Origin of the sequence: Arthrobacter cryoconiti (assembly GCF_020905375.1) — a bacterium.
Lineage (GTDB): Bacteria > Actinomycetota > Actinomycetes > Actinomycetales > Micrococcaceae > Specibacter > Specibacter cryoconiti.
In genome coordinates, this window is sequence record NZ_JAJJBU010000034.1 from 1 (window position 1) to 26,445 (window position 26,445).

25 protein-coding genes and 1 riboswitch are annotated in these 26,445 nt (G+C 58.7%); of the genes, 24 read left to right on the top strand and 1 reads right to left on the bottom strand.

What is annotated here, in order from left to right; genetic code table 11:
• Positions 1-92: 92 nt before the first annotated feature.
• The 14 genes from LOH53_RS15485 (at position 93) to hisF (ending at position 11,720) form a co-directional block, all read left to right on the top strand.
• Positions 93-935 carry a PD-(D/E)XK nuclease family protein gene (locus LOH53_RS15485; protein ID WP_230068661.1) on the top strand — a complete coding sequence of 281 codons (843 nt, stop codon included), beginning with the start codon at positions 93-95 and terminating at the stop codon, positions 933-935.
• A 149-nt stretch (positions 936-1,084) separates the two neighbouring features.
• Positions 1,085-1,648 carry a peptide deformylase gene (gene def / locus LOH53_RS15490; RefSeq protein WP_230068662.1) on the top strand — a complete coding sequence of 188 codons (564 nt, stop codon included), beginning with the start codon at positions 1,085-1,087 and terminating at the stop codon, positions 1,646-1,648.
• On the top strand, positions 1,645-2,565 hold the full coding sequence (gene fmt / locus LOH53_RS15495; RefSeq protein ID WP_230068663.1) for a methionyl-tRNA formyltransferase: 921 nt from the start codon (positions 1,645-1,647) through the stop codon (positions 2,563-2,565). Before def ends, fmt begins: the two co-directional genes overlap by 4 nt.
• Positions 2,562-4,079, top strand: coding sequence for an RsmB/NOP family class I SAM-dependent RNA methyltransferase (locus LOH53_RS15500; RefSeq protein WP_230068664.1), 1,518 nt, complete (start codon positions 2,562-2,564; stop codon positions 4,077-4,079). Before fmt ends, LOH53_RS15500 begins: the two co-directional genes overlap by 4 nt.
• A 25-nt stretch (positions 4,080-4,104) precedes the next feature.
• Positions 4,105-4,797: a ribulose-phosphate 3-epimerase gene (gene rpe, locus LOH53_RS15505; RefSeq protein WP_230068665.1), complete on the top strand. Its 693-nt coding sequence runs from the start codon at positions 4,105-4,107 to the stop codon at positions 4,795-4,797.
• Between the two features lie 103 nt (positions 4,798-4,900).
• A riboswitch (FMN riboswitch) is annotated at positions 4,901-5,045 on the top strand.
• A 116-nt stretch (positions 5,046-5,161) separates the two neighbouring features.
• Positions 5,162-5,929, top strand: coding sequence for a nicotinamide riboside transporter PnuC (pnuC, locus tag LOH53_RS15510; RefSeq protein ID WP_230068691.1), 768 nt, complete (start codon positions 5,162-5,164; stop codon positions 5,927-5,929).
• Positions 5,926-7,056: a bifunctional diaminohydroxyphosphoribosylaminopyrimidine deaminase/5-amino-6-(5-phosphoribosylamino)uracil reductase RibD gene (gene ribD, locus LOH53_RS15515; protein WP_230068666.1), complete on the top strand. Its 1,131-nt coding sequence runs from the start codon at positions 5,926-5,928 to the stop codon at positions 7,054-7,056. Before pnuC ends, ribD begins: the two co-directional genes overlap by 4 nt.
• Before the next feature lie 2 nt (positions 7,057-7,058).
• Positions 7,059-7,709, top strand: a complete 651-nt coding sequence (locus tag LOH53_RS15520) for a riboflavin synthase (RefSeq protein WP_230068667.1) — start codon at positions 7,059-7,061, stop codon at positions 7,707-7,709.
• Positions 7,706-8,401: a 3,4-dihydroxy-2-butanone-4-phosphate synthase gene (gene ribB, locus LOH53_RS15525; RefSeq protein WP_230068668.1), complete on the top strand. Its 696-nt coding sequence runs from the start codon at positions 7,706-7,708 to the stop codon at positions 8,399-8,401. Before LOH53_RS15520 ends, ribB begins: the two co-directional genes overlap by 4 nt.
• Positions 8,394-9,119 carry a GTP cyclohydrolase II gene (ribA, locus tag LOH53_RS15530; RefSeq protein WP_230068669.1) on the top strand — a complete coding sequence of 242 codons (726 nt, stop codon included), beginning with the start codon at positions 8,394-8,396 and terminating at the stop codon, positions 9,117-9,119. The genes ribB and ribA overlap by 8 nt, the downstream gene beginning before the upstream one ends.
• Positions 9,116-9,604 (top strand): 6,7-dimethyl-8-ribityllumazine synthase, encoded by a 489-nt coding sequence (gene ribH / locus LOH53_RS15535; protein ID WP_230068670.1) that lies wholly within the window; start codon positions 9,116-9,118, stop codon positions 9,602-9,604. Before ribA ends, ribH begins: the two co-directional genes overlap by 4 nt.
• Positions 9,605-9,722: 118 nt before the next feature.
• The gene (locus LOH53_RS15540; protein WP_230068671.1) at positions 9,723-9,986 is read left to right on the top strand and encodes a phosphoribosyl-ATP diphosphatase; all 264 of its coding nucleotides are present in this window, start codon (positions 9,723-9,725) and stop codon (positions 9,984-9,986) included.
• A 90-nt stretch (positions 9,987-10,076) separates the two neighbouring features.
• On the top strand, positions 10,077-10,922 hold the full coding sequence (gene hisG, locus LOH53_RS15545; RefSeq protein WP_230068672.1) for an ATP phosphoribosyltransferase: 846 nt from the start codon (positions 10,077-10,079) through the stop codon (positions 10,920-10,922).
• A 27-nt stretch (positions 10,923-10,949) separates the two neighbouring features.
• On the top strand, positions 10,950-11,720 hold the full coding sequence (gene hisF, locus LOH53_RS15550; RefSeq protein WP_230068673.1) for an imidazole glycerol phosphate synthase subunit HisF: 771 nt from the start codon (positions 10,950-10,952) through the stop codon (positions 11,718-11,720).
• 74 nt (positions 11,721-11,794) lie between these two features.
• Here hisF and LOH53_RS15555 read toward each other — a convergent pair whose 3' ends face one another.
• Complete coding sequence (locus LOH53_RS15555) at positions 11,795-12,439, bottom strand: TIGR03085 family metal-binding protein (protein ID WP_230068692.1); 645 nt, start codon at positions 12,437-12,439, stop codon at positions 11,795-11,797.
• A gap of 143 nt (positions 12,440-12,582) precedes the next feature.
• On the opposite strand from LOH53_RS15555, the gene hisI reads away from it, so the two are divergent.
• From hisI to LOH53_RS15605, 10 genes are all read left to right on the top strand, one after another.
• Entirely contained in the window at positions 12,583-12,963 is a 381-nt protein-coding gene (hisI, locus tag LOH53_RS15560; protein ID WP_230068693.1) for a phosphoribosyl-AMP cyclohydrolase, read from the top strand.
• Positions 12,964-13,021: 58 nt separating this feature from the next.
• Complete coding sequence (locus LOH53_RS15565; protein WP_230068674.1) at positions 13,022-14,593, top strand: anthranilate synthase component I; 1,572 nt, start codon at positions 13,022-13,024, stop codon at positions 14,591-14,593.
• 3 nt (positions 14,594-14,596) lie between these two features.
• Positions 14,597-15,193 carry a Trp biosynthesis-associated membrane protein gene (locus LOH53_RS15570; RefSeq protein ID WP_230068675.1) on the top strand — a complete coding sequence of 199 codons (597 nt, stop codon included), beginning with the start codon at positions 14,597-14,599 and terminating at the stop codon, positions 15,191-15,193.
• A gap of 95 nt (positions 15,194-15,288) precedes the next feature.
• Complete coding sequence (locus LOH53_RS15575) at positions 15,289-15,573, top strand: HGxxPAAW family protein (protein ID WP_230068676.1); 285 nt, start codon at positions 15,289-15,291, stop codon at positions 15,571-15,573.
• Between the two features lies 1 nt (position 15,574).
• Positions 15,575-16,405, top strand: coding sequence for an indole-3-glycerol phosphate synthase TrpC (gene trpC, locus LOH53_RS15580; protein WP_230068677.1), 831 nt, complete (start codon positions 15,575-15,577; stop codon positions 16,403-16,405).
• Positions 16,406-16,480: 75 nt separating this feature from the next.
• Complete coding sequence (trpB, locus tag LOH53_RS15585; RefSeq protein ID WP_230068678.1) at positions 16,481-17,890, top strand: tryptophan synthase subunit beta; 1,410 nt, start codon at positions 16,481-16,483, stop codon at positions 17,888-17,890.
• Positions 17,883-18,740 carry a tryptophan synthase subunit alpha gene (trpA, locus tag LOH53_RS15590; protein ID WP_230068679.1) on the top strand — a complete coding sequence of 286 codons (858 nt, stop codon included), beginning with the start codon at positions 17,883-17,885 and terminating at the stop codon, positions 18,738-18,740. The genes trpB and trpA overlap by 8 nt, the downstream gene beginning before the upstream one ends.
• Before the next feature lie 6 nt (positions 18,741-18,746).
• Positions 18,747-19,904, top strand: a complete 1,158-nt coding sequence (lgt, locus tag LOH53_RS15595; RefSeq protein WP_230068680.1) for a prolipoprotein diacylglyceryl transferase — start codon at positions 18,747-18,749, stop codon at positions 19,902-19,904.
• Between the two features lie 406 nt (positions 19,905-20,310).
• Positions 20,311-24,966 (top strand): glutamate synthase large subunit, encoded by a 4,656-nt coding sequence (gene gltB, locus LOH53_RS15600; protein WP_230068681.1) that lies wholly within the window; start codon positions 20,311-20,313, stop codon positions 24,964-24,966.
• Positions 24,959-26,413 (top strand): glutamate synthase subunit beta, encoded by a 1,455-nt coding sequence (locus LOH53_RS15605; protein WP_230068682.1) that lies wholly within the window; start codon positions 24,959-24,961, stop codon positions 26,411-26,413. Before gltB ends, LOH53_RS15605 begins: the two co-directional genes overlap by 8 nt.
• The last annotated feature ends 32 nt before the right edge of the window (positions 26,414-26,445 follow it).

Here is a 26,445-nt window from a genome sequence, read left to right on the forward strand (position 1 = left end):
ATCGCCCACAAGACGAACATAAGACGAAAAGGCATCCCGTAGCGGGATGCCTTTTTCTCTGCTTCACATCCGGCTAATGAAATAGTAGAACTATGACGGCACCAGCTTTAGCACACAGCACAGACCTCGGGCGCATGTACGCCCGCTCCTTGACGGATCCGCCAAAGGTTCCCTCCATCACCACAGTTATTGGCCAGCAGGCAACGAGCCTTGAGGGCTGGATTGGCTATATGGCGGCTAGTGCCGTTGCTGGGCACCCGGGCCTGGAGGCCGCCGTCGGCAATCCCGGGCAGATGCGCACAGTAGTCCGGGATAGTTCTCATGCCGCTGAACAATTTCGAGACGCAGCAGCGGCCCGCGGGGACCGGGTTCATTACTACTGCGAGCAGCGCGCTCTGCGTGATCTTGACCGGCCGCACCAGATGGATGAAGCCCGATCAGCCCTGGCCGAAAAGGACGAAGAAAACTTTGCCGCCCGGTTTGATGCCTGGTGGGAGGAATGCAGCGTGGTGCCGCTGGCCCCGGAGATAACGGTGTGGAACGACTCAGTGGGCTACGCAGGAACCCTTGACCTGGTGGCAACCATTGGCGGGAAACTATGCGTCATCGATTACAAAACCAAAGGCACAGACCGTAACGGGCAAGTGAAAAGCCTCGATGCGAAAGTCGTCATGCAATTGGTGGCGGGTATGAAGGCCGAAGAATCAGTCCTCGATGAGGCCGCAGGCTTATGGGAGCCATGGAAGTATGGCCAAGATCCGGTGCTATTGGGTGTGGCCATTGGTGAAACGGAGGTACGCACCCTCAGAGCGAACCCTGCCGTGCTCAAGGAATACTGGTATAAGTTCACTTCGCTGCGCCGCGTGTGGGAAACCTCGCAGGAGGCAGCGAAGGCTGGCGTAGCTCTTTTGCCGATTACCCCTCCTGCCCGCTGATTACGCGGAACTAGTCAGGGGCATGGGTGCGGGGTGTTTTCGCTCATGAGTTCATCCATGGCTGGGGCAACGTTCGTTTCTTGCTGGCCAACTAGACTGGTGTGACGGTTATTGAACCACCGGTATCAATCCATAAGTGAGGTCCATCCATGGCTATCCTGAGCATCCGCATCATCGGCGATCCCGTGCTGCGCACTACTGCCGAGGAAGTCACAGACTTTGGCCCAGAGCTGGCAAAGCTTGTTTTCGATATGGCAGAAACGATGCACGATGTTGGCGGTGCCGGTCTGGCTGCGCCCCAGATTGGTGTGAACAAGCGGATCTTTACGTATTTCGTTGACGGCAAAGAGGGGCACGTGATTAACCCTGTCATTGTGGCAAGCGACGACTTTGCTCCAGACGAAGCCGAAGGGTGTCTCTCCGTTCCAGGTCTTGGTTTTCGCGTCCGTCGCCACCGTTGGGTACGGGTGAGCGGTGTGGACTATGACGGCAATTGTGTGGACGTGGAGGCTACTGGCATGTTGGCCAGGTGCTTTCAGCACGAAACAGACCATCTTGACGGCAAACTCTACGTCGACCGGCTCGAAGGCGATGATCGCAAGAGCGCCCTTCGCGCCATCCGAATGGCCAATTATCATGATGTGACGGCGCAGACCGTGGCTAAACGTTCGCTCACAATTGGGTCCGCCTTCGGCGCTGGAATTGCCAAGTGAGGGTACTGTTTGCCGGTACGCCCGCCGTCGCCCTGCCATCGCTAGAAGCTCTAATGCAAGCGGGCCACCAAGTAGTTGGCGTTCTGACGCGTCCCGACGCGCCATTGGGTCGCAAACGAGTGCTCACGCCTTCGCCGATAGCTGCGCGAGCACAGGAATTGGGTTTGCCCGTCATTAAGGCAGATCGAGTAGACGACGCCGTGCAGGAGGCCATCTCCGCTACCGGCGCCGAGGTTGCTGCAATTGTTGCCTACGGTGCGTTGGTGCCCGAGGCTGCTCTAGGCCTTGTGCCCCATGGATGGATCAATCTACACTTTTCCCTGCTGCCAGCTTGGCGCGGAGCTGCCCCGGTTCAGCACGCGGTTATTCACGGGGACGAATTTACAGGGGCGTGTACTTTTTTGCTAGAAAAGGGCTTGGACACGGGCCCTGTCTATGGCACTATGACCGAGGCTATCTATTCCAGCGATACGAGCGCCCTCCTGCTGGAGCGTTTATCCCACAGCGGGGCCGTGCTGCTGCGAGAAACCATTGCGGGCCTGGAAGCCGGGAATCTCACAGCAGTGACGCAGCAGGGGGAGGTCTCGCTGGCTCCCAAACTAACGCTGGAGGATGGTCATGTGCGTTGGCACGAGCCAGCGTTGTCGATTAATCGCAGGATCCGTGGCGTGACAACTGAGCCGGGAGCATGGACTCTGCTGGAAGGTCAACGCTTCAAAATGGGACCCGTGGAGCTGTGTCCGGAGGTCACAGAGTTGGCACCTGGAGAACTGCGAATAGAAACAAAATCCGTGCTGGTAGGCACCGGATCCCATGCGGTGGAACTGGTCTTGGTCCAGCCTGCAGGGAAGAAAATGATGAATGCAACTGACTGGGCCCGTGGCCTGGCCAATAAGGAAGATGTGGTATTTGAATGACTGCCAACCATCCGGGCGGCAACCGCCGTCGCGACGAAGCTGGCCGTGAACGGAACCGCAGCACCGGCCGTAATCGCACAGCAGCAGCCCCGGCAGAGCGTACACGCGCCGCCGATCCGGCGCGGCTCGTGGCTTTTGAGGTCTTGCGCGCCGTCTCCGAAAAGGACGCTTATGCCAATCTGGTCATGCCGGCACGCATTCGACATCACCATCTTGACCGCCGGGATGCGGGCTTTGCCACCGAACTCGCCTACGGTGCGCTGCGCGCGCAGGGTACCTATGATGCAATTCTGGCGCGTTGCGTGGACCGTCCTTTGGATGAACTGGACCCGGCAATCTTGGATGCACTGCGCATTGGCGTGCACCAGTTGGTGGCCATGCGAGTGCCTGCTCACGCCGCCTTGGATCAGACGGTGGGATTGGCGCGTGCCGTGATTGGGGCGGGCCCGTCGGCACTTATCAATGCTGTACTGCGGAAAGTTTCCGCCAAAGATTTACCGGAATGGGTCGCGGAGCTGACAGAAGGGCTTAGCGACGAGGTCGCTATCGCGGCCCTTGAACATGCCCACCCCGAGTGGATCGTTCGCTCTTTGCGGCAGGCCCTGGTGGCTCATGGCCGTGACATCTCCGAGATCACAGCGCTACTGGAAGCCGATAACGCCGCACCTGTGGTCAATCTGGTTGCTTTACCGGGGCTCGGAAACCTGGATGAAGCCTTCGACGCCGGGTTCACGCCTGGAGAGCTGGTCATCGATTCGGCGTTGTCCTCCGGAGGGGATCCTGGACGGCTTTCTAGCGTCCGTGAGGGCACGGTCCGCGTCCAAGACGTGGGCTCGCAACTGGTGGCCCGTGCCCTGGCTGAGGCCCAAATCAAAAGTGAGCTAACTCAGGGTGAGGAACGGTGGCTGGACTTGTGCGCCGGGCCGGGCGGAAAAGCTGCTTTACTGGCATCTTTAGCGGCTGAAAAGGGGGCTTGGATACTGGCTAACGAGCCCACCCCTCATCGTGCCAAGTTAGTGGCCCAAGCGATGGCCGCAGTACCCCAAGACACATGGACGGTGCGCACCGGTGATGGCCGCGACATAGGCGTTGACCATCCGGAATCTTTTGATCGAATATTAGTAGATGCGCCGTGCACCGGGCTAGGGGCATTGCGACGACGCCCAGAGTCACGCTGGCGGCGCAAGCTTTCTGACGTCTCAGAACTGGGCCCCCTGCAGCGTGAACTGCTCAACTCTGCCATCGACGCGCTCAAACCAGGGGGAGTAGTTGCCTACGTCACCTGTTCCCCACATATTGCCGAGACCACGGCGGTGGTCCAGGATGCCATGCGCAAGCGCGATGATTTGGAGCTACTCGACGCCGGAGCGGCCTTGGACGCGGCAAGCCTCACCGGCAATTTGGGTGCTGGTAACGCGGGGTCACCGGTGCGCACTGACCAGATGAGCGCTCAATTGTGGCCGCACCTGCACCAAACCGACGCCATGTTTCTGGCGTTGATCCGCAAGCTCTAGTTCCGCCGGATTCGAAAGGCTCGACATGTCAATTCACCCATTGCAGTGTTGTATCAACCCCAGCATCCTCTCCGCAGACTTCGTCAATTTGGAAGCAGAACTTGCCCGCATTGCTAATGCCGATGCTGTCCATGTGGACGTCATGGACAACCATTTTGTGCCCAATCTGACTATTGGTTTGCCCGTGGTAGAGCGGATTGCGCAGGTTAGCTCCATACCGTTGGATGCCCACCTGATGATTGCCGAAGTAGATCGCTGGGCACCTGCATACGCCGACGCCGGCATCGCTTCTGTGACCTTCCATGTGGAGGCTTCCGACGCGCCTATCAAATTGGCCAGAGAACTACGCGCCCGCGGGTCCAAAGCGGGCATGGCTCTGCGCCCCGCAACGCCGGTGGAACCATACCTGGACATGCTCACCGAGCTTGATATGCTCCTGATCATGACCGTGGAACCCGGTTTTGGGGGGCAGTCGTTCCTGGACGTGACTCTGCCGAAAATTCGCCGTGCCAGGGCCGCTATCGATGGTTCTGGAGCCAACGTAGCCCTGCAGGTCGACGGCGGAATCACCGACGAATCGATCACACGGGCTGCGGAAGCCGGCGCGAACATCTTTGTGGCAGGATCGGCTGTTTATGGGGCGCCCTCACCGGCAGAAGCCATCGAATTGCTGCGGACCAAAGCGCGTCTTGCGTTTGGGAAAAAACAGAGCGAATAAATCAGTGCCACTTGCGGTTCTAAAAAGGTGAAAGCAATCGACGCTTGAAAGAGTGTCATAATGAAAGAAGTTCCTGCTTCGGCGGGTTCTAGAAAAATTTATCAACGTGCTCCGGGGTCGGTGTAATTCCGAACCGGCGGTTATAGTCCGCGACCCGCGCGCAACCAGTTGGCAACAACAGGTAGCGATCGGTTGATCTGGTGAAATTCCGGAACCGACAGTTAAAGTCTGGATGGGAGAAGCACGAACACTTTTGGCCGCCAGGTCAGGGGTGCCACAGTTTGTGGTGCACCGGAAACCTGTCAGCGCGCCAAAGCTGGACGTTATCCCCGGAGCCATCGCGGTTCGAAAGGGCAAGGTAACGATGGACTTTCTGCGATGGCTCTTTGACGCAAAACTTGAATTCGCCGGCGGCGGATTCTTGCTCTGGCGTGAAGTCATAGGCAATCTTTTTGGGCTGGCCAGTGCCCTCGGCGGAATGCGCCGAAAAATCTGGGCGTGGCCGGTGGGTATCATCGGCAACGCGCTCCTGTTCACCGTCTTCATGGGCTCCGTGTTTGGTTCGCCCGTGTATGCGAATCTGCTAGGACAAGCAGGGCGCCAAATCATGTTCATTGCCGTCTCCGTCTACGGATGGAACAGGTGGCGTCAGAGCCGAGGTTCGAAGAACGACAACGGTAGCTCCATTGCGGGGGCAGTCGTACCCAGTTGGGCTGGTACCAAGACCAGATGGCTGATACTCGTGTCCATGGTGGCTGGGACAACCGTACTGACCCCGATCTTCCGTGCCTTGGGATCTTACGAGCCCGTATGGGCTGACGCCTGGATCTTCATGGGCTCCCTGCTTGCAACTTATGGGATGGCTAAGGGGTGGGTTGAGTTCTGGCTTATCTGGGTCGCTGTGGACCTTGTAGGGGTTCCGCTGCTCTTTAGCGCTGGGTACTACGCCTCAGCCTTTATGTACATCTTCTACGGCGCGTTCACGCTGACAGGGTTCTTTGTGTGGTGGCGTGTCCGGCACGCTAAAGACAAAGCCGAAGCACACGCGAGCGAAGTCTATGTGGACACAACGTTCCCTGACATCACGGTCAACACGGTCAACACTGCCAGCAGGAAAGAGATTAAGTCATGAACTGGGAAGAGTCGATGGATGCTCAGGGCGAGAGTGCCCAAGCCGATCTGAGAGTGTTCAGCGATGCTGAGGTCTTGGGCATGGAAACTGCGCTCTCAGCTGCACGGCAAGGTGTCCGCGGTGCGAATCCGCTGGTGGGTGCTGTCATCATTGATGCCGATGGCACGGTCCTGGCCATTGGGCACCATCGCGGCGCCGGCACGCCGCACGCCGAACTGGATGTTATCAACCGGCTCTTGGGCACCGGCGTCAAACGTGACCTTTCAGCTGCCACCATCATCGTGAACTTGGAGCCGTGCAACCATCAGGGACGTACGGCTCCTTGTACACAGGCGATCATTAACGCAGGTATTGGCAACGTCATCTTCGCTATTCACGATCCCCATGCCCCCGCCGCCGGAGGTGCAAAAACTCTACGGCGTGAAGGCATCAATGTCCGCTTTGGGCTCATGGAGAAGGAGTCCCAAGATTTGAACCGCCAGTGGTTCGTCGCTGTGGCGGCCGGCCGGCCCTTTGTCACTGCGCGGTTGGCGCAGACAGTGGACAGCCGGATTGCCGCAGCCGATGGCACCAGTGCCTGGATTACGTCCGCACAGTCGCGGCAGGACTCGCACACCCTGCGTGCGCGGGTGGATGCCATAGTCGTCGGAACTGGCACCATCATTTCCGATAATCCACGGTTGACGGCGCGTGCCGCAGACGGGTCCGAAGCAGACCATCAACCGTTGCGTGTGGTGATGGGTCTGCGCGAGGTGGCTCCGGATGCGGCAGTGCGCCATCAGAACGGGCCAGGCTTCGTGCAACTCAAAACCCATGATCCGGCGACCGTTCTAGCGGAGTTGTACAAGCGCGGGGTAGGTCACCTGATGATCGAAGGAGGCTCCAAGATCAACGCTGCGTTCCTGGCTGCTGGTCTGGTCGATGAGTTGGTCGTGTACTTGGCGCCCACACTGCTGGGTACCGGCATGCCCGCCCTGAACGACCTCGGCATCAGCACGCTGGCCCATGCGCAGCGTTGGGAATGGGACGGAACCACTACGGGCCCGGTGGAACGCCTGGGACCAGACCTTAAACTCACCCTCATGCCAGCACGGGTGCCGGCAGTTCCTTCCGCAGAGAGCGACTAGACATGTTTACCGGAATTATTGAAGGCCGCGGCACGGTGCTCGCGCTTGAGCACAATGCTGGAACGGACAGCGCACGGCTGGTCTTCTCCGCGGAACCGGCAGCAGCCACGCTAGAAGGTTTTGCACTGGGCGGGTCCATCGCAGTCAACGGAGTTTGTCTGACAGCGGTGCGCATTGATGGGACGACAGTCGAGGTGGATGTTATGGGCGAGACTCTCTCACGCACCACCACTGGCGAGTTGGAGAAGGGCAGTCAGGTCAACTTGGAACGCTGCGTGCCTGCAGGTGGTCGACTGGATGGACACGTGGTCCAGGGCCATGTGGATGGTGTGGGCATCTTGCTAGAACGAGAAGAGCAGGGCAATTGGCACCGACTGCGCTTCGCCGTGCCAACAGTGTTGTCCCGGTATATTGCCGAGAAGGGCTCGATCGCGGTCGACGGGGTGTCCCTCACCGTGACCGCCGTCAGCCCGCCGTCTGAACGACAGCAATGGTTTGAGGTGGGATTGATCCCCATAACTCTTACCGCTACCGGCTTGGGTGCAAAAACTGTGGGTGGGAACGTCAACGTAGAAGTGGACGTCTTGGCCAAATATGCCGAGCGTTTACTGGAGTTTGCCGTACCAACCAATTCAGCGAGGACTCAATCATGAGAGCAGATACCAATCCCGTGACACTGCTGGATCCTGTATCCGCTGCCATTGCTGCGATCGCAGCTGGTCAGCCCGTCCTTGTGGTGGATGACGAGAATCGCGAAAACGAGGGCGACATTATCTTTGCCGCCCAGCACAGCACCCCTGCGCTGATGGGGTGGACCATCCGGCATAGCTCTGGAGTGATTTGCGTTCCCATGGACGATGACCGGGCGGACCTGTTGCAGTTGCCTCCCATGGTGGCAAATAATCAGGACGCAAAGCACACGGCCTATACCGTCAGTGCTGATGCCGCTCACGGCGTGGATACGGGTATCAGTGCCACTGACAGGTCACTGACTGCCACAGTGCTGGCCAGCCAGGACTCAAGGCCGGACGCACTCACCCGGCCCGGCCACATGTTCCCGCTGCGAGCCGTGGCCGGAGGAGTGCGGCAGCGCCCCGGTCATACCGAGGCGTCCGTCGAGTTGTGCAAGCTAGCCAAGTGCCAACCCGTGGCCGTTATTGCTGAAGTAGTGGACGACGCCGGGGAAATGGTACGACTTGCCGGTCTGCGAGCGTTCGCAGACAGGGAAAATCTGGTTCTCATCTCCATCGCTGACTTAGCTGCGTTTCTGGCGGCAACGGATGCGGCGGAAAGCCTGATGGCTGCGACGGAATCGCCCACCAGAAACAAGGCTGCACATGAGTGAGCGGGTTGGATCGGAGCAGATCGGGGAATCGATGGTGAAAGGTGGGCCAATAGTGAGCTTGCCCACACGTTATGGCCGATTCGATGTGCAGGCCTGGGTGGATTCGTCTACCGGAGCCGAGCATTTGAGCGTCAGCTCCGCCGGAGATGAAGCGCAGCGCCAGAGCGTCCCCCTAGTCAGACTTCACTCCGAATGCCTCACCGGAGACGTTTTTGGGTCCTATCGATGTGACTGTGGGGAACAGTTGGACTATGCGCTGGCCATGATCCACCGCGAAGGAGGAACACTTGTCTATCTGCGCGGACACGAAGGCCGGGGGATCGGCCTTGCCAATAAAATGCGTGCCTATAGTCTCCAAGAAGCCGGTGCCGACACCGTGGAAGCCAATGAGCAACTAGGTCTGCCGGTAGACAGCCGCGACTATGCCGCCGCTGCCTCAATCCTGCATTCCTTGGGCCTTGTGCACATACGGCTGTTGAGTAATAACCCGCTCAAATCCGAGGACCTGTCCCGGCACGGGATTACTGTTAGCGATATTGTGCCCACTCACGTGCCGGCCAGGGCGGAAAACCTGCGGTACTTGCAAACTAAGCGTGACCGCATGCACCACGCCCTGGAACTTAGCTCCGCTGAGTCCAGGCTGGGTAGCAAAGTCGCTGTGCCTGAAAGCAATGCTGTGCACGAAACCAACAACGAGCGGAAAGGACCTGCCCTATGAGCGGTCACGGAGCACCCACCATTGGCTTTACCCCAGCGCAGAAGGTGCAGGCGTCAACCACGAAACTTGCGATCATTGCGGCCAGCTGGCATACCGAAATCATGGACGGCCTGCTAGCCGGAGCCCTGCGTGGGGCCGCCGACGCCGGAATCCAGAACCCGACCGTTCTGCGCGTTCCCGGCACGTTTGAGCTGGCCGTCGCAGCAGCGCGGTTGGCACCAACGTTTGACGCCGTCGTCGCCCTCGGAGTGGTGATCCGTGGCGGGACTCCGCACTTTGACTTTGTCTGCCAAGGCGCGACGATGGGTCTGACGGAAGTCAGCGTACGCACCGGGGTACCCATCGGATTCGGCGTGCTCACCTGCGACACCGAGCAGCAGGGCTTGGACCGTGCAGGATTGCCGGGTTCAGTGGAAGACAAGGGCCACGAGGCGACGACGGCGGCCTTGGCTACAGCGATGACTCTGGCCAACTTGGGTGTCTGAATTGAAGCCTGCGGCGCACGGCTGTGCGGAGGGGTCCGTTCTGGGAGAAAGTTCACATGACGGACATTGCAGCTCGCAGAATCCTTGAACACGCACTGAACCCAGTAGGCTGGAAACCGTGAAAACCTTCGAATCCCTTTTTGATGAACTCAGTGCGAAAGCCGCAGCCCGGCCCGCTGGTTCCCGTACCGTTGCGGAACTAGAATCCGGCGTCCACGGTATTGGCAAGAAAGTGGTGGAGGAAGCTGCCGAGGTGTGGATGGCTGCCGAATATGAAACGGATGAGGCCTGTGCACAAGAGATCTCTCAGCTTCTCTACCACCTCCAGGTCATGATGATCGCGAAAGGGCTGACCCTCCAAGACGTTTATAAGCATCTTTAGCCACACGCTGTGGCTCTTGATGACTTAAAAAGGCGTCGGCACGACCGCCCACGCCAAAAAACGCTTGATTCGAGACGAAAGATCCTTCCCATGCTTAGAGTTGCCGTTCCCAATAAGGGTGCATTGTCCGAAGCTGCCTCAGCGATGTTGGCCGAGGCTGGCTACCGTCAGCGACGCGACAGCCGCGAATTGGTCATGGTTGACCCCGAGAACAACGTTGAGTTCTTCTTCCTGCGCCCGCGTGACATTGCGGTTTATGTAGGGGCAGGCACCTTGGATGTGGGCATCACCGGCCGTGATCTCCTCATGGACGCCCAAGTTGAAGCCGACGAACTTCTCCCACTCGGCTTTGCCGTGTCCACATTCCGCTTTGCCGGTCCTGTGGGACATTTCAAAACGGCGGCCGAGCTTGAAGGCAAGCGCCTGGCCACCAGCTACGACGGGCTGCTGCGCGAGTACCTGGCCGAACTTGGCATCAACGCCAAAGTGGTCCGCCTGGACGGTGCAGTGGAATCCTCCGTGCGTCTGGGTGTGGCAGACGCCATTGCCGACGTCGTTGAAACCGGCAGTACGCTCAAGGCCGCGGGTATGGAAATCTTCGGTGAGCCGATCCTAGCCTCCGAAGCACTACTGATTGGCCGGCGCGGCGTCACCTCTCCTCCCGGAGTGGAAGTACTGATACGCCGTCTACACAGTGTCCTGGTGGCGCGGCAGTATGTGCTCCTTGACTATGACGTTCCCAAGATACTCATGGAGAAAGCAACAGCACTGACACCTGGATTGGAATCGCCTACTGTTTCGCCATTGCGCGACTCGGACTGGGTGGCGGTGCGTTCCATGGTTAACGCCAAGGACACCAATCGGATCATGGATGAACTCTATGACCTTGGCGCACGCGCCATTTTGGTCAGCAGCATTCACGCCTGCCGCATCTAGTTTTTACTACAGCTAAGGGAACCAACCATGAGTGTTGCCATCAGGGTCATCCCGTGTCTGGACGTCGACGGGGGTCGCGTAGTCAAGGGCGTGAAGTTCGCGAACCTACGCGACGCCGGAGACCCAGTCGAGCTCGCCCAGCGCTATGACCGTGCCGGAGCCGACGAGCTGACGTTCCTTGACGTGACGGCATCTTCAGGTAACCGGCAAACTACCCTTGACGTGGTGTCCGCTACAGCGGGCCAGGTCTTCATCCCGCTGACCGTGGGCGGGGGAGTGCGCGAGGTTGCCGACGTTGACACACTCCTGCGTTGCGGCGCGGATAAGGCATCCATTAACACCGCGGCCATCGCCCGCCCGGCGGTCATCGATGAGATCACTCAGCGTTTCGGCTCCCAGGTACTGGTGCTTAGCGTGGATGCCCGGCGCACTCGAGACGGGAACACGCGCTCAGGCTTTGAGGTGACAACCCATGGTGGTCGCAAAGGCACTGGCATAGACGCGATCGAGTGGGCCCGTGAAGCGGCAGAGCGAGGGGTGGGTGAAATCCTCCTGAACTCAATTGACGCCGACGGCACGAAAGAAGGCTTTGACCTAGAACTCATCAGATTAGTCCGTGCGGCCGTCAAAGTGCCGATCATTGCTTCGGGTGGCGCCGGGAAGCCAGAGCATTTCCCGCCCGCGGTAGCCGCGGGCGCCAACGCTGTCCTGGCGGCCTCCATCTTCCACTTCGGCCCTGACCATGCCATCGCTGACGTGAAGAAAGCCATTCGAGACGCCGGCTACGAAGTCCGCTAGCGACGCTCGGTTACTTTCGGGGCGTTTCCCCTCGACGCTCGGTTACTTTCGGGGCGTTTTTGGAAGACGCTCGGTTAGAGACCCACGACGGCTGTTTGCAAAAGTGCGACGGCGTCCGGCTGACCTTCGAAGGAGACGAGGGCTTGGCCTGTGCGTCCGTTGGCATGCATTATCAGCTCACCGGGGTCACCGATGATTGCCACAGAGACAGCGGCCCGCTTAGCTACGTGCCGCGGGCCGGCAGAATTGACGAGTACTACGCCTAGGTCCACGCTGCGGTATAGGATCGCGGCGCGTTTGATGAGCTCTGCCCACAAAGCTTGGGAGTAGTCGGCATCTAGCGCCCGTGGTGCCCAGCGATCGGTTGCCCGGCGAATATCTTCGGTGTGAATGAAGAACTCTATGAGATTTGCGCTGTGGTCCACCCCACGCAGTGACAAGGGTGAGAGTTTCGGTGGGCCGGCCCGGAATTTATCGATCAAGATTGCGAAGGTCTCGGGTGTGCTGGATTCGGCTGCCAGCTTCGCTGTGGCCTTTTCAGAAACTTTTTTCCATGGCTTGAACAGTAATCCTGCACCAACCCGGGGATTGTGTTCGCGCAGGTAGAGGTGTGCGGCCAGTTCCTGGGTCCGCCATCCGTCGCACAGTGTTTTGGCACCGGGACCGGCGGCCAGCAGGGTCTCGGCGAGGACTTCACGGGATGGTTCTACAAATTGCATCACTTGTGAAATTAGCATGTATTCACGCCGGTGGCACTGTGAACCGCCGTAATGTGTCCGGGAGTTGCGCGCGGGCGTTGAGACAGCTGGTCGGGTTCGTGCCACTGGTGGGATGGAGCGGGTTTTTGGCACTAGAATTGGTGATGATGACGCATAGTTCAGAACCCCAATCAGCGCTGCCCTCCGCCGTGGCCACTCTGCTCAAGCGAGACGCGCAAGGGCTGGTAGCCGCCGTCGTACAGCAGTATGACAGCCATGAGGTACTCATGCTGGGATGGATGGATGAAGAAGCCCTGCAACGGACTTTGACCAGCGGCCGCGTGACTTTCTGGTCACGGTCCCGCAGCGAATATTGGCGCAAGGGTGATACATCCGGGCATGCCCAGTATGTGAAGTCCGTGGCGATCGATTGTGACGGTGACGCACTGCTCATCAAAGTTGATCAGATCGGGGCAGCTTGTCACACCGGAACTCGCACCTGCTTCGAAGGCAGAGACTTGCCCGCCACCGTCGGCAACGCTTAGCCGAGCACCGCGTCGATTCGCCTCCACATGTCCGTTTGAAAAGAGAGCCTTTCACTTCATGCACGATCTAGGTGTCATTAGTCCCTCCTTGGAGGAATTCCGTGAGCTCGCCCGGACGCGCCGCGTGGTCCCTGTTCATCTGAAAGTTCTAGTGGACGCGCAAACGCCGATCGGCCTCTACCGAACTCTGGCCGCGGATGCGCCCGGGACGTTCCTTATGGAGTCGGCGGCCGTCGGCGGGGTTTGGTCGCGTTATTCGTTTATTGGTGTTCAGTCGCTGGCTACCCTCACCACTGACAACGGGGCAGCCCGCTGGCAGGGCGAACCTCCCGTGGGTGTTCCGCTGGAGGGTAATCCCGTAGCCGCGTTGGAAGCGACCTTGAAGCTGCTGGCTACCGAAAGGCTCCCCGGGCTTCCTCCCTTTACCTCTGGCTTGGTTGGCTTCGTCGGCTGGGAGGCTGTTCGCCACTGGGAGCGGTTGCCGCTACCTCCTGTGGATGATCTTAAGCTGCCGGAGCTGGCTCTAAATCTGGTGGCCGACATGGCGGTCCATGACAATGCTGAAGGCACGGTCATGCTGATCGCTAACGCGATCAACGTCAACGGCACCCATGAGAACGTCGATTCCGCCTGGTATGACGCCGTGGACCGGGTTGAGAAAATGGTGGCCAGAATGCGGCTCCCAGTTGCCCAAGCAATGTCGGTCATGGACGTTCCGTTGGAATCATTCGCTGAAAGTGTCCATGAGCGCTGGGACCGCACAGAGTATTTGAAGTCCATCGATCGTGCCAAGGAGGCGATCGTGGACGGCGAAGTGTTCCAGGTGGTGATTTCACGCCGTTTTGAGATGGCCTGCGAGGCCTCTGCGCTGGATGTCTACCGGGTGTTACGCAACACCAACCCGAGTCCGTACATGTACCTCTACAACTTCGCTGACGCCAATGGCCGTCCCTACTCGATCGTCGGTTCCTCCCCGGAGGCGCTCGTGACGGTCCAAGGCGGGGACGTCATCACGCACCCGATAGCTGGTTCGCGCCCCCGCGGCTCGAGCCAGGACGAGGATAAAACGCTGGCGAAGGATCTGCTGGCGGATGAAAAGGAGCGTTCCGAGCATCTCATGCTGGTGGATTTGTCACGCAACGACTTATCAAAGGTCTGCGAGCCCGGCACGGTGGAGGTCACAGCATTCATGGAGGTGGAGCGTTTTAGCCACATCATGCATCTTGTTTCCACCGTGGTGGGGAAGCTGGGGAAGAGGAAGAGCGCGTATGACGTTCTGGCCGCGACATTCCCGGCAGGGACGCTCTCTGGCGCCCCCAAACCCCGTGCCCTGCGCCTGCTCGATGAACTCGAACCTCACCGCCGTGGAATTTACGGCGGTGTGGTGGGCTATCTGGACTTTGCCGGGGATATGGATATGGCCATCACTATCCGTTCGGCGCTGCTCTTGGACGGGACAGCATACGTTCAAGCTGGTGGCGGCATAGTGGCCGATTCCGTCAATGAAACGGAAGCCGAGGAAACTGTCAACAAGGCTGCTGCACCTTTGCGGGCAGTCTACGCGGCGGCATCGCTGCGTACTTTAGACGACGGTGCCGTGCAAATGCTCCAGAGTCGGTTGGGAAAGTAAGTTATGAATAACGTCAAGGCAACGCCTGTGTGGGCGCGTAAATCGACACTGATTTTGCTGGCCGTCATAGCGGCTTTGCTCGTTTTTGGTACTACCACTCAGACGTGGATTCACGTTTCTTTCGGGCAAGGACAGGTGGAGCAATCCGACCTCAATATTGCCGGTAGCAAGGCAGCGGTTTCCGTTTCGGCGCTGGCGCTCGTTGCGCTAGCGGGAACCTTGGCGTCAACTATCGCTGGAAAGATCTCCCGGATCATCACCTCAGTGATAGTCATCGCCGCAGCCGTCGGGATCATCGTCGTCGTCCTCGCTATCCTGGCGGACCCTTCAACGGCGGCCATGGCCGAAGTTGGTAAAAGCACAGGAGTAATTGGTGTGGCCAGTAACGCCAGCACCACGTGGTTTCCGGTGGCAGCTGTAGCTGCCGCCGCGCTCCTGGCAATCGCGGCAGCGCTGATTCTTTGGTTTGGTCGAGGATGGGGACTACGAAGCAAATATGAGTCTGCATCACCTCTGGCCGCGAACGTGTCTTCGGGTGTCCCTGTGGATGACATTGACAGTTGGGATCAGCTCAGCCGGGGAGAAGACCCAACGGACTAGCGTGAGTCCACGTCCTGGGCTTCGCGCCGGTTCGGTTTCCACCAGTAACTAATGGCAGAATGTATTGCAGTATCCGCGTCAAAGGGAGATTTACTATGAGCAACAAATCGGCCACCACCTCCACCACCGTGTCAACGCAAGAGCCCATGGACCATAGTGTTGAAATTGGTCATGGAAACAGCCCTGCTGCTTGGACCTGCGTAGCTATCATGCTGGTGGGCACGATCGTTGGTTGCGTTGCGTTCACCATCGGTGAAAGTGCCACTATTTTGTTTTGGGTCGGTGTCGGCATCATTGCTGTCGGTCTCGTTGCGGGTATCGCCATGAAGGCTGCCGGCTACGGCGTCGAGGGAAGCAAGCTGAAGAACACCGGTCACTGAGGTGAGCGTTTTGCAGGACATCATTGCTGGCGTTCGGGAAGATCTGGACGTCCGCAAGCAGGCTGTGAGCCTTGAAGAACTGCACAAGCGCGTAGCACTAGCTCCTCCGGCCCGCGACGGTCTGGCGGCGTTGGGCGGCACTGATACCGCCCGTACAGAGCTGAAGGTTATCGCTGAGGTCAAGCGTCGAAGCCCGTCAAAAGGTGATCTGGCCGGTATAACCGATCCAGCGGCATTGGCAGCCCAGTACAACGATGGCGGAGCGTCGGTCATCAGTGTCCTGACGGAGAAGAGACGCTTTGGCGGATCCCTAGCGGATTTGGATGCCGTGCGTGCGGCCGTTGATATCCCAGTACTGCGCAAGGACTTTACCTGCGATCCCTACATGATTTGGGAAGCCCGCGCACACGGAGCCGATCTAGTGCTACTGATCGTTGCCGCGCTTCGCGATGACGAATTGCGTGACTATCTGGCCCTGACACACGAACTAGGCATGAACGCGATCGTCGAGACGCATACAGCCCAAGAGATAGAGCGGGCAGTTAGTGTGGGGGCAAAGATCATCGGCATCAATGTGCGCAACCTCAAGACCCTTGACGTGGATCGCGGCGTTTTTGCGGCCTTGGCCGGGATGATTCCCCAGGGGCAAGTAGTCATTGCCGAGTCCGGCGTGCGGGACGCGGAAGATGTGGCACATTATGCTAGCCACGGTGCCACTGCCATTCTGGTCGGGGAAGCTCTTGTTAAAGACGCTACTCCGCGAGAACGAATCACCGAATTCAAAATTGCCGGGGCCCAGGCAATCCGGCGTGGGCTCATTGGCGCCGAATAGCCCACAACAATTTTCCGCTACAGCTACGGACATCATTTTCCCGCAACACCAATTACGAACAGGACGGTAGAACTGATGGCCCCTATGCCCACAGCTTCGTCATCAGATCCCGCTGACATGAATGATGCTGCCACGGCGTTCCTCGCAGGCAGCGCCGACGGCGGCGGATTTGTCCAAGAACATTCCCTGCGCCACGCCCCTGGCCCGTACTTTGGCAGCTACGGCGGTCGCTGGATGCCCGAGTCCTTGATTGCGGCTCTGGATGAACTTGAAGAGACCTTTGAGAAGGCCAAAGTAGATCCGGATTTTTTGGCGGAAATCGCCGAACTGAACAAGAACTATTCGGGTCGTCCTTCTCTGTTGACCGAAGCGAAGCGTTTTAGTGCCCATGCTGGCGGTGCCCGGATATTCCTCAAGCGTGAGGACCTCAACCACACGGGTTCGCACAAAATCAACAATGTTCTGGGCCAAGCCTTATTGGCTAAGCGCATGGGCAAAACCCGCATCATTGCTGAGACAGGCGCCGGCCAGCACGGCGTGGCGAGCGCCACAGCTGCCGCCTTGTTGGGTCTGGAATGCGTGGTCTATATGGGCGCGGAGGACTGCCGCCGCCAAGCGTTGAACGTGGCCCGCATGCAACTGTTGGGAGCCACGGTGGTCCCCGTGACTAACGGTTCGCAGACACTCAAAGATGCCATCAATGACGCTCTCCGTGACTGGGTGGCCAACGTGGAGAGCACGCACTATCTGCTCGGCACGGTTGCTGGTGCTCATCCATTCCCCGCCATGGTGCGATTCTTTCATGAGGTAATCGGTCAAGAAGCCCGCGAACAAATCCTCACTCAGGTGGGACGGCTGCCCGATGCGGTATGTGCCTGTATCGGTGGTGGTTCCAACGCCATTGGCCTCTTCCACGGTTTCTTAGATGACGACGACGTGAAAATGTATGGTTTTGAGGCAGGGGGGGATGGTATCGAAACAGGTCGTCACGCTGCCACCATCACCTTGGGTAAGCCCGGCGTCCTCCATGGGGCTCGTTCGTACGTGATGCAGGACGACGACGGCCAGACTATTGAATCGCACTCCATCTCAGCCGGATTGGACTATCCGGGAGTAGGCCCAGAGCATGCCTATTTGGCCGATTTAGGGCGGGTGAGGTACGAGCCCATTGACGACGCGGAAGCGATGGCTGCGTTCAAGCTACTCTGCCAAACTGAGGGCATCATTCCTGCCATCGAGTCGGCACATGCACTGGCTGGCGCCATGAAGGTCGGCCAAAGGCTCACCGAAGGTGAGTCGACGCCGTCGGACACCATCATCATCGTCAACCTCTCCGGTCGTGGAGATAAAGACGTGGAGACGGCGGCGGCTTGGTTTGGCATGTTGGATGAGCAGGGCAATGTGAAGGGCACCATGCTCTCTACCCGCTCTGCGAAAGGTGCCACCACGATGGACAACAACGCAGAGGATGCCACGAATGAGTGAGAGCCTAACTCCGCCAGCAGATGGAGCTGCGTTCGTCAGCAAATCGGCCGCAGCAATCGATCGGGCTAAAGCAGCGGGGCGGAAGGCGTTAATAGCCTACCTGCCGGCCGGTTTTCCGGACAAACAAGCATCAATCAATGCGGCCATCGCTGTTGCGCGTAACGGTGCGGACATCATCGAGATTGGTATCCCGTATTCAGACCCGGTCATGGACGGTGCCGTGATTCAGGCGGCTACTACGCAGGCTCTCGCCCAGGGTTTCCATGTTGCCGACGTCTTTGATGTGGTCGCTGCGGTCACCGCGGAGACTGATGCCGCCGTACTGGTGATGACTTATTGGAACCCTGTACTGCGGATGGGTGTCGACGAGTTCGCTCGCCGCCTCGCCGAGGCTGGGGGAGCCGGGCTCATCACCCCGGACCTGATCCCAGATGAGGCGAGTGAATGGTTTGCGGCCTCCGAGAAGTATGGTCTTGATCGGGTCTTTTTGGTTGCACCGTCCTCCACCCCTGAACGGGTTGCTATGACAGTTCAGGCCAGCCGCGGATTTGTTTACGCAGTCTCCATTATGGGCGTCACCGGAGCGCGGTCATCGGTCTCCAATGCCGCGCAGGCCGTGGTAACTGCAGCGCAGCTTGCCGGTGCCGAACGCGTGTGCGTCGGTCTGGGAGTCTCCAAGCCCGAGCATGTGCGGGAGATAGCTGCCTACGCCGACGGTGTCATTGTGGGTACGGCACTTGTCGTTGCACTGCGCGACGGCGGTGTCCCCGCAGTGGGAGCACTCGCCAAAGAACTCTCCGGCGGCTTGAGCACGACAGCGCCGTCAACTTCATCCACTACGGGAGTATAGGAAGCAATGATTTCAACGCAAATTATGGCAGCAACACTCGGGGCTGCCATTCCGGCCCCCGTCTGGTCTGGTTTTGACCTAGGGCCGCTGCGCATCCACGCTTATGCTCTGTGCATACTGTTGGGCATCGTGGCAGCCATCTGGCTCACCGACCGTCGATGGAAGCGGAGAGGAGGGCCAGAAGGCTCCATTTGGGATATCGCTATTTGGGCGATTCCCTTTGGCATCATCGGTGGGCGCCTTTATCATGTGTTCTCCTCGCCGGAGGCGTACTTTGGTCCAGGTTTTAACGGCACGGGCAACTTGGCGCTGATCCCGCAAATTTGGCTTGGCGGATTGGGTATCTGGGGTGCAGTGGTCCTGGGCGTCGTTGGTGCTTGGATCGGTTGCCGACGTGCTGGCGTGAAGATCTCAGCCTTTATTGATGTGGCAGCTCCAGGAATTTTACTAGCCCAGGCAATCGGCCGTTGGGGAAACTATTTCAATCAAGAACTCTTCGGCGGTCCCACCACCTTGCCGTGGGGCCTGCACGTTGACGCGGCCTTTGTACCAGTTGGATTTAGTCCCGAGACGCTATTTCACCCCACATTCCTCTATGAATGTATTTGGAATCTGCTAGGCGTGGTGGCCCTGCTGCTGCTGGATAGAAAGTTCCGTCTCCGCGGTGGCCGTTTATTCCTGCTCTACGCCATGATCTACACCGCTGGACGCGTCTGGATTGAGTTGTTGCGGATAGACACTGCCGAGCAGATAACGTTCTTCGGTATTACGACTCGTCTGAACGTCTGGACCAGTATCCTTGTCTTCCTGGTGGCGCTGCTCCTGTTCTTGCTACTGACGTTCTTGCGCCGTGGCTCGTCTTCCTCGCTTGAGACCGTGTACCTTGCTGGCCGTGAACCCGATCTCGACAGCGGAGTTGGCGTGGATGACGGCGCTGCGGTGCCGGCAAGCGGTCCTGATGAGGGAAAAATGACTGATGGAAAAGCTACTGACGCAGTGTCTGAGACCGAAGCAGTAGAGCCCGCCGCGGCAGCGCCGGCTGCTGACGCGGTAGCTGAGCCTGCTGCAGCTAACACAGCTACGGCTGACGTGACGCCCGCGGTGACTGAGCCCGCTGACGTGACGCCCGAGGTGGCTGAGCCCGCTAAGGATTCAAAACTCTAAGACACGAACAAACGTAGTTCGCCACTTCATAGATTGACGGTTGAATAAAAGGGACGGTCCCACGTGGGGCCGTCCTTTTTACGGACAAGACCGAAGTATTACTGATCGTGCAGATAAGATCATTATGTGAGATGAGTGTATTCATCGAACGGGACTGAGTTATAGAGTGGGAATCGCCGCGCGACCGGATGAGAAACGATCGCCGTCGGTAATTGTGCACTTGCATCACGGAACGATCTTCCAGCTGCTTTTGCCACAGTGCTAGATGTGCCGTACCGCCATGGTGGGGAGGTTATTTACTGTGGTGACCAGCACCAAAAAACGCTACTGAGCGATAATTCCTCGGTAGCACAGGGCCAGAGACGTCCCCTTTCAACCGCTCGACCAGGGGAAGGACTTCATTGTCATGACTGGAACCTCACAGCTTCACCACCGCGCCACGCTCACGGGTGCGGCAAAGCCCGCAGAGAGCGCAGTATCTCCCTTCGTGCGATTTGCCGCTATTCCCGACGATGCTGGACTCTACCGCCAAGAAGCGCAGAAAGATGCGTGCGGGTTGGCGATCGTTGCCACCCTGCGAGGGACTGCTGGCCATGACATCGTGATGGCAGCCCTGGTGGCATTGCGTAATCTAGAACATCGGGGTGCCGTTGGAGCGGATGAAGGAACTGGCGATGGTGCCGGAATCCTGACCCAGATTCCCGATGAGTTCTTTCGTGCTGTCAACGATTTTTCACTCCCCGCTGCCGGTGAGTACGCCGCTGGGATAGCGTTTCTTCCTGCCGATCCCAAGGAAGCCGCGGTTGCCCGAGACGGGATGCAAGCGCTGGCACACAGCGAGGGCTTGGTAGTTTTGGGGTGGCGTGATGTGCCTATCAAAGCCGAGTTGGTGGGTGCCAGCGCACGCGCGTGCATGCCGTATTTTTGTCAACTGTTCGTGGCGATCGATCCGGAGCGTGAATACGCCCGTAGGGAAGAGAACGCACTTGACGCTAAAGCATTCCGCCTACGCAAGCGCTCACAGCACAAGTACGGCGTGTATTTCCCTTCTCTGTCTTCCAAGACGATTGTTTACAAGGGCATGCTCACGACCGCCCAGCTAGAACCTTTTTACCCGGATCTTTCGGATGCTCGCTTTGCTACAAAGCTGGCTGTGGTGCACTCACGCTTTTCCACGAACACGTTCCCATCGTGGCCGCTGGCTCAGCCTTTCCGCACCATTGCCCACAATGGTGAGATCAACACCGTTAAAGGCAACCGGAATTGGATGCGCGCCCGTCAGTCCACAATGTCTCACTCACTACTGGGCGAGACGCCGGAGGAACTGTTCCCCATCTGTACACCCGGTGCCTCAGATTCTGCTTCCTTTGATGAGGTTGCTGAATTGTTGTGGCTTTCCGGCCGGCCCATCACACAGGCCATCATGATGATGGTCCCTGAAGCTTGGGAAAACCATGCCACGATGGACCCGGATCGCAAAGCCTTCTACGAATACCACTCCTTGATGATGGAGCCGTGGGACGGTCCAGCTGCTATTTCCTTCACAGATGGCGCCCAGGTAGGAGCCACGTTGGATCGAAATGGTCTGCGTCCTTGCCGGTACTGGGTCACTGACGACGGTTTGGTGGTGTTCGCCTCCGAGGTTGGAGTGCTGGATCTTGACCCGGCCAGCATCGTTGAAAAGGGCCGTGTTGCTCCCGGCAAGATGTTCGTTGTGGACACTGAGGCTGGCAAGCTGGTGCGCGATGAGGAGATTAAAGAGGCGCTGGCTGCTGCCAACCCGTGGGCGGAGTGGGTGCGAGAGAACACTATCCGGTTGGCTGATCTGCCAGAGCGTGAGCACGTAGTGCACACTAGCGCCTCGGTACTTCACCGCCAGCGTACTTTTGGGTACACCACAGAAGAGTTAAGGATCCTGCTTGGCCCCATGGCGAAGACCGGGGGAGAGCCACTAGGAGCCATGGGAACCGACACCCCCGTGGCTGTCCTTTCGCAGCGCCCGCGCCTGCTCTTTGACTATTTTGTGCAGTCGTTCGCTCAGGTTACCAATCCTCCTTTGGACGCCATCAGGGAGGAGCTGGTGACGTCCTTGAACACTGCAATCGGTCCGCAGGGTAACCTGCTCTCTCAAACCAGGGTGAAGATGCCCCAGGTGGCGCTGACGTTCCCCGTGATCGACAATGACGAACTCGCCAAGATTGCCAACATCGAATCCCCGGTTCAGCCGGATGGGACGGGCGGGGAGCATATTGCCGTGAAGGTGCGCGGCTTGTACAAGTTCGACGGCGGCGAGGCGGCCTTGCGTGCCCGGCTTACGGAGATCTGCGAACAGGTTTCCGGTGCCATCAACCGCGGTGTGCAGTACGTGGTCCTTTCGGACCGCGATTCTTCAGCTGCATGGGCCCCTATTCCATCGCTGTTGCTGCTCAGCGCCGTCCATCACCATTTGTTGCGTAGCGCCAACCGCACCAAGATCTCCTTGGTGGTTGAGGCCGGCGATGTCCGTGAGGTCCACCATGTAGCGGTATTGATTGGTTACGGTGCCGCTGCAGTGAATCCGTATCTGGCCATGGAAAGTGTTGAGGAACTTATCCGCACGGGGGAGATCACGTTGGTCACGGCTGAACAAGGCGTCCGTAATCTCATCAAGGCCCTGGGCAAAGGCGTGCTGAAGATCATGTCCAAAATGGGCATCTCCACCGTGGCCTCTTACTGCGGGGCGCAGACTTTTGAAGCGTTGGGCCTCTCGGAGAAATTGGTCAGCGCGCACTTCACGGGCACTGTTACCCAGCTTGGTGGTGTGGGCTTGGACGTGATCGCTGCGGAGGTCGCTGCGCGGCATACGCTGGCTTACCCCGTGGACGGCGTCGATGTTCCGCACCGCCCATTGCTGGGCGGCGGCGAATATCAATGGCGCCGTGACGGGGAACCACACCTGTTCAACCCGGATACTGTTTTCCGGCTTCAGCATTCCACGCGGGAGCGCCGCTACGACATCTTCAAGAAGTACACACAGGGGATCGACGATCAGTCCAAGGACCTTATGACGTTTCGGGGACTGCTCGAATTCAAGGACGGGATTCGCCCAGCAGTAGCCCTTGAAGAGGTTGAATCGGTCAGCTCGATCGTCAAGCATTTCTCGACTGGCGCAATGAGTTACGGTTCAATCTCCAAGGAGGCACACGAAACCCTTGCCATTGCCATGAACCGTCTCGGCGCCAAATCCAACACTGGCGAAGGCGGAGAGGAAGTGGAAAGGCTCTTGGATCCGCAGCGATGCAGCGCCATCAAACAAGTGGCTTCTGGCCGCTTTGGTGTGACCAGCCTGTACCTCAGCAGCGCCCAAGACATCCAAATCAAGATGGCCCAGGGGGCCAAGCCCGGCGAGGGCGGGCAGTTGATGGCTAACAAGGTTTACCCGTGGATCGCCGCCACCAGGCACTCTACGCCAGGGGTGGGACTGATCTCTCCGCCACCGCACCACGATATCTATTCCATCGAGGATTTAGCACAGCTGATCTACGATCTCAAACGGGCCAATCCTGGCGCCAGAGTCCATGTCAAGCTGGTCTCTGAAATGGGGATAGGGACGGTGGCGGCCGGAGTTACTAAGGCCAAGGCCGACGTCGTACTGATCTCAGGGCACGACGGCGGCACGGGAGCGAGCCCGCTGAACTCGCTCAAACACGCTGGCATGCCGTGGGAGCTGGGCCTCGCCGAGACCCAGCAGACGCTGCGTCTTAACGGTTTGCGTGATCGCGTGGTGGTCCAGGTTGACGGGCAGCTCAAAACGGGTCGCGACGTGGTGGTTGCAGCCTTGCTAGGTGCCGAGGAATTCGGCTTCGCAACTGCACCGCTGGTGGTTTCTGGCTGCGTGATGATGCGCGCCTGCCACTTGGACACCTGCCCTGTGGGGGTGGCCACTCAAAATCCGCTGTTACGTGCCCGCTTCACCGGTAAGCCGGAGTTTGTGGTGAACTTCTTTGAATTCTTGGCGGAGGAAGTGCGTGAGATTTTGGCGGAATTAGGCTTCCGATCGCTCGCGGAGGCCACTGGCCAATCGGGAGTGCTGGACGTGCGCCGCGCTGTGGATCACTGGAAGACGGAGGGGCTAGATTTGTCCCCGATCATTTCCGATGCGGGCGTCCAGGCCGATGTGCCCAGACGGAACCTGAAAGCTCAAAATCACGAGTTGGAAAAGCACTTTGACCAGCAACTATTGACGATGGCTGCAGATGCACTGCAAGAACGTAAGCCGGTCAAGATCAGTGTTCCCGTGCGCAACACGGATCGTTCGGTGGGCACAATGTTGGGTCACTACGTCACGAAGAAATTTGGGATCGATGTCTTAGGTCCAGACACGATCGACGTGACTCTGACGGGATCGGCCGGACAATCGTTGGGCGCATTCTTGCCCGTCGGTGTCACGCTGCGTTTGTTCGGCGATGCGAACGATTACGTGGGAAAAGGGCTTTCGGGTGGGCGCATCACCGCTCGACCAGACCGAACAAATACGTTTGTGCCGTCCGAAAACGTGATTGCTGGCAACGTCATTGGCTACGGCGCGACCAGCGGAGAACTGTTCCTGCGGGGACAAGTGGGGGAGCGCTTCTTGGTGCGCAACTCAGGGGCCACAGCAGTGGTGGAAGGCATCGGCGATCACGGCTGCGAGTACATGACGGGTGGGCAAGCTTTGGTGATTGGTCCCACTGGTCGTAATTTTGGCGCCGGGATGTCCGGAGGCACAGCTTTTGTGTTGGATCTGGAACGCGGCAATATCAATCCGACTGCTCTGGCAGCGGGGGAACTGAAACTGCTTCCTCTGGATCCGGCGGACCAGGAAATAGTCCACGATCTATTGCTCAAACATGCGCAGGAGACCGGATCTGAAATAGCGTCGGCGCTGCTTGCCGACTTTGCTGGTGCCGTGCAGCGCTTTACTAAGGTTCTTCCGAGGGATTACGCAGCAGTATTGGAGACCCGGCTGGCGGGCGCCGCCCGTGGAGAAGACCCGGATGGCGACGCCGTCTGGCACAAAATTTTGGAGGTTACCGGTGGCTGATCCTCGCGGTTTTTTGAAGAATAAAGAACGTATTACCCAAACTCGGCGCCCCGTACCGGTGCGCATCATGGACTGGAAGGAAGTCTACGAGAGGCAAGAAAAGGGCGTACTCCAAGGCCAGGCTGGGCGGTGCATGGACTGTGGTGTTCCCTTCTGCCACCAGGGCTGCCCGCTCGGAAACCTGATTCCCGAATGGAATGATCTCACGTGGCGTGACAAGGGCCAAGACGCTGTGGAGCGTTTGCATTCGACCAATAATTTTCCCGAATTTACTGGCCGCCTGTGCCCGGCTCCGTGTGAAAGTGCTTGTGTCCTGGGTATCAATCAACCTCCCGTCACCATCAAACAGGTTGAAGTCTCCATCATCGATGAGGCGTTTGACCAGGACTGGGTGGTTCCCCTTCCTCCCGTCCGACTCACCGGCAAGACGGTTGCCGTCGTGGGTTCCGGGCCTGCCGGTATGGCGGTGGCACAGCAGTTAACGCGGACCGGGCATACGGTGGCAGTTTACGAGCGCGAGGACCGAATCGGTGGCTTGCTGCGCTATGGCATCCCGGACTTCAAGCTGGAGAAGGAGAAGCTGGATCGTCGTTTGGCGCAGATGAGCGCCGAAGGGACACGCTTCCGCACTGGAATCGAGGTGGGCAAAGACGTCGGCTGGGACCAACTGCGTAAGCGCTACGACGCCGTCGTGGTGACCACGGGTGCCACGGTGCCGCGAGATCTTCCGATCCCTGGGCGGAATCTCACGGGGGTGCACTATGCCATGGACTACCTGACGCAGTCCAACAAGAGCGTCGCTGGTGATGCGGTGGAGGGCCAGATTGATGCGCGGGGCAAGCACGTTGTTATTCTGGGTGGAGGTGACACGGGAGCGGACTGTTTAGGGACCGCGCACCGCCAGCATGCGGCGTCAGTGACCACGCTGGCCATCGGCAATCAACCGCCGGTGGAACGCGCTGCTGGGCATCCGTGGCCCACGTTTCCCAATCTCTTCGAGGTCGCTAGTGCGCACGAAGAAGGAGGAGAGCGCACCTTCCTGGCTTCCACGGTAAAATTTGTGGGCGAAAACGGTGTGCTGACGGGACTGAAAATCGCAGAAACGGAATATGTCGACGGACGTCGGGTACCCAAGGAAGGTACAGAACGCGTGATCCCTGCAGATTTGGTGTTCTTGGCGCTGGGGTTCACTGGACCGGAGACTGCTGAATTGACGCACCAATTGCCTATTTTGCTGGATGAGAAGAACAACGTGAAACGTGACGAGTTTTACATGACGAGTCGCCCGGGCGTATTTGCTGCTGGTGACGCTGGACGCGGGCAGTCACTCATTGTTTGGGCCATCGCTGAAGGCCGCGCATGTGCAGCCGCCGTTGATGCGTTCTTGATGGGAGAGACGTTTTTGCCCGCACCCGTCTCGCCCAGTGATCGCCCTATGAGTGTTTAGAGCAGAACAGCTAGGCTAGATACAGGAACCAT

Excerpts from the sequence above, each read along its gene's own strand:
- LOH53_RS15485 (WP_230068661.1), top strand. The coding sequence starts at position 93 with ATGACGGCACCAGCTTTAGCACACAGCACAGACCTCGGGCGCATGTAC.
- def (WP_230068662.1), top strand. The coding sequence starts at position 1,085 with ATGGCTATCCTGAGCATCCGCATCATCGGCGATCCCGTGCTGCGCACT.
- LOH53_RS15500 (WP_230068664.1), top strand. The coding sequence starts at position 2,562 with ATGACTGCCAACCATCCGGGCGGCAACCGCCGTCGCGACGAAGCTGGC.
- rpe (WP_230068665.1), top strand. The coding sequence starts at position 4,105 with ATGTCAATTCACCCATTGCAGTGTTGTATCAACCCCAGCATCCTCTCC.
- pnuC (WP_230068691.1), top strand. The coding sequence starts at position 5,162 with ATGGACTTTCTGCGATGGCTCTTTGACGCAAAACTTGAATTCGCCGGC.
- ribD (WP_230068666.1), top strand. The coding sequence starts at position 5,926 with ATGAACTGGGAAGAGTCGATGGATGCTCAGGGCGAGAGTGCCCAAGCC.
- LOH53_RS15520 (WP_230068667.1), top strand. The coding sequence starts at position 7,059 with ATGTTTACCGGAATTATTGAAGGCCGCGGCACGGTGCTCGCGCTTGAG.
- ribB (WP_230068668.1), top strand. The coding sequence starts at position 7,706 with ATGAGAGCAGATACCAATCCCGTGACACTGCTGGATCCTGTATCCGCT.
- ribA (WP_230068669.1), top strand. The coding sequence starts at position 8,394 with ATGAGTGAGCGGGTTGGATCGGAGCAGATCGGGGAATCGATGGTGAAA.
- ribH (WP_230068670.1), top strand. The coding sequence starts at position 9,116 with ATGAGCGGTCACGGAGCACCCACCATTGGCTTTACCCCAGCGCAGAAG.
- hisG (WP_230068672.1), top strand. The coding sequence starts at position 10,077 with ATGCTTAGAGTTGCCGTTCCCAATAAGGGTGCATTGTCCGAAGCTGCC.
- hisF (WP_230068673.1), top strand. The coding sequence starts at position 10,950 with ATGAGTGTTGCCATCAGGGTCATCCCGTGTCTGGACGTCGACGGGGGT.
- LOH53_RS15555 (WP_230068692.1), bottom strand. The coding sequence starts at position 12,439 with ATGCAATTTGTAGAACCATCCCGTGAAGTCCTCGCCGAGACCCTGCTG.
- hisI (WP_230068693.1), top strand. The coding sequence starts at position 12,583 with ATGATGACGCATAGTTCAGAACCCCAATCAGCGCTGCCCTCCGCCGTG.
- LOH53_RS15565 (WP_230068674.1), top strand. The coding sequence starts at position 13,022 with ATGCACGATCTAGGTGTCATTAGTCCCTCCTTGGAGGAATTCCGTGAG.
- LOH53_RS15570 (WP_230068675.1), top strand. The coding sequence starts at position 14,597 with ATGAATAACGTCAAGGCAACGCCTGTGTGGGCGCGTAAATCGACACTG.
- LOH53_RS15575 (WP_230068676.1), top strand. The coding sequence starts at position 15,289 with ATGAGCAACAAATCGGCCACCACCTCCACCACCGTGTCAACGCAAGAG.
- trpB (WP_230068678.1), top strand. The coding sequence starts at position 16,481 with ATGGCCCCTATGCCCACAGCTTCGTCATCAGATCCCGCTGACATGAAT.
- trpA (WP_230068679.1), top strand. The coding sequence starts at position 17,883 with ATGAGTGAGAGCCTAACTCCGCCAGCAGATGGAGCTGCGTTCGTCAGC.
- lgt (WP_230068680.1), top strand. The coding sequence starts at position 18,747 with ATGATTTCAACGCAAATTATGGCAGCAACACTCGGGGCTGCCATTCCG.
- gltB (WP_230068681.1), top strand. The coding sequence starts at position 20,311 with ATGACTGGAACCTCACAGCTTCACCACCGCGCCACGCTCACGGGTGCG.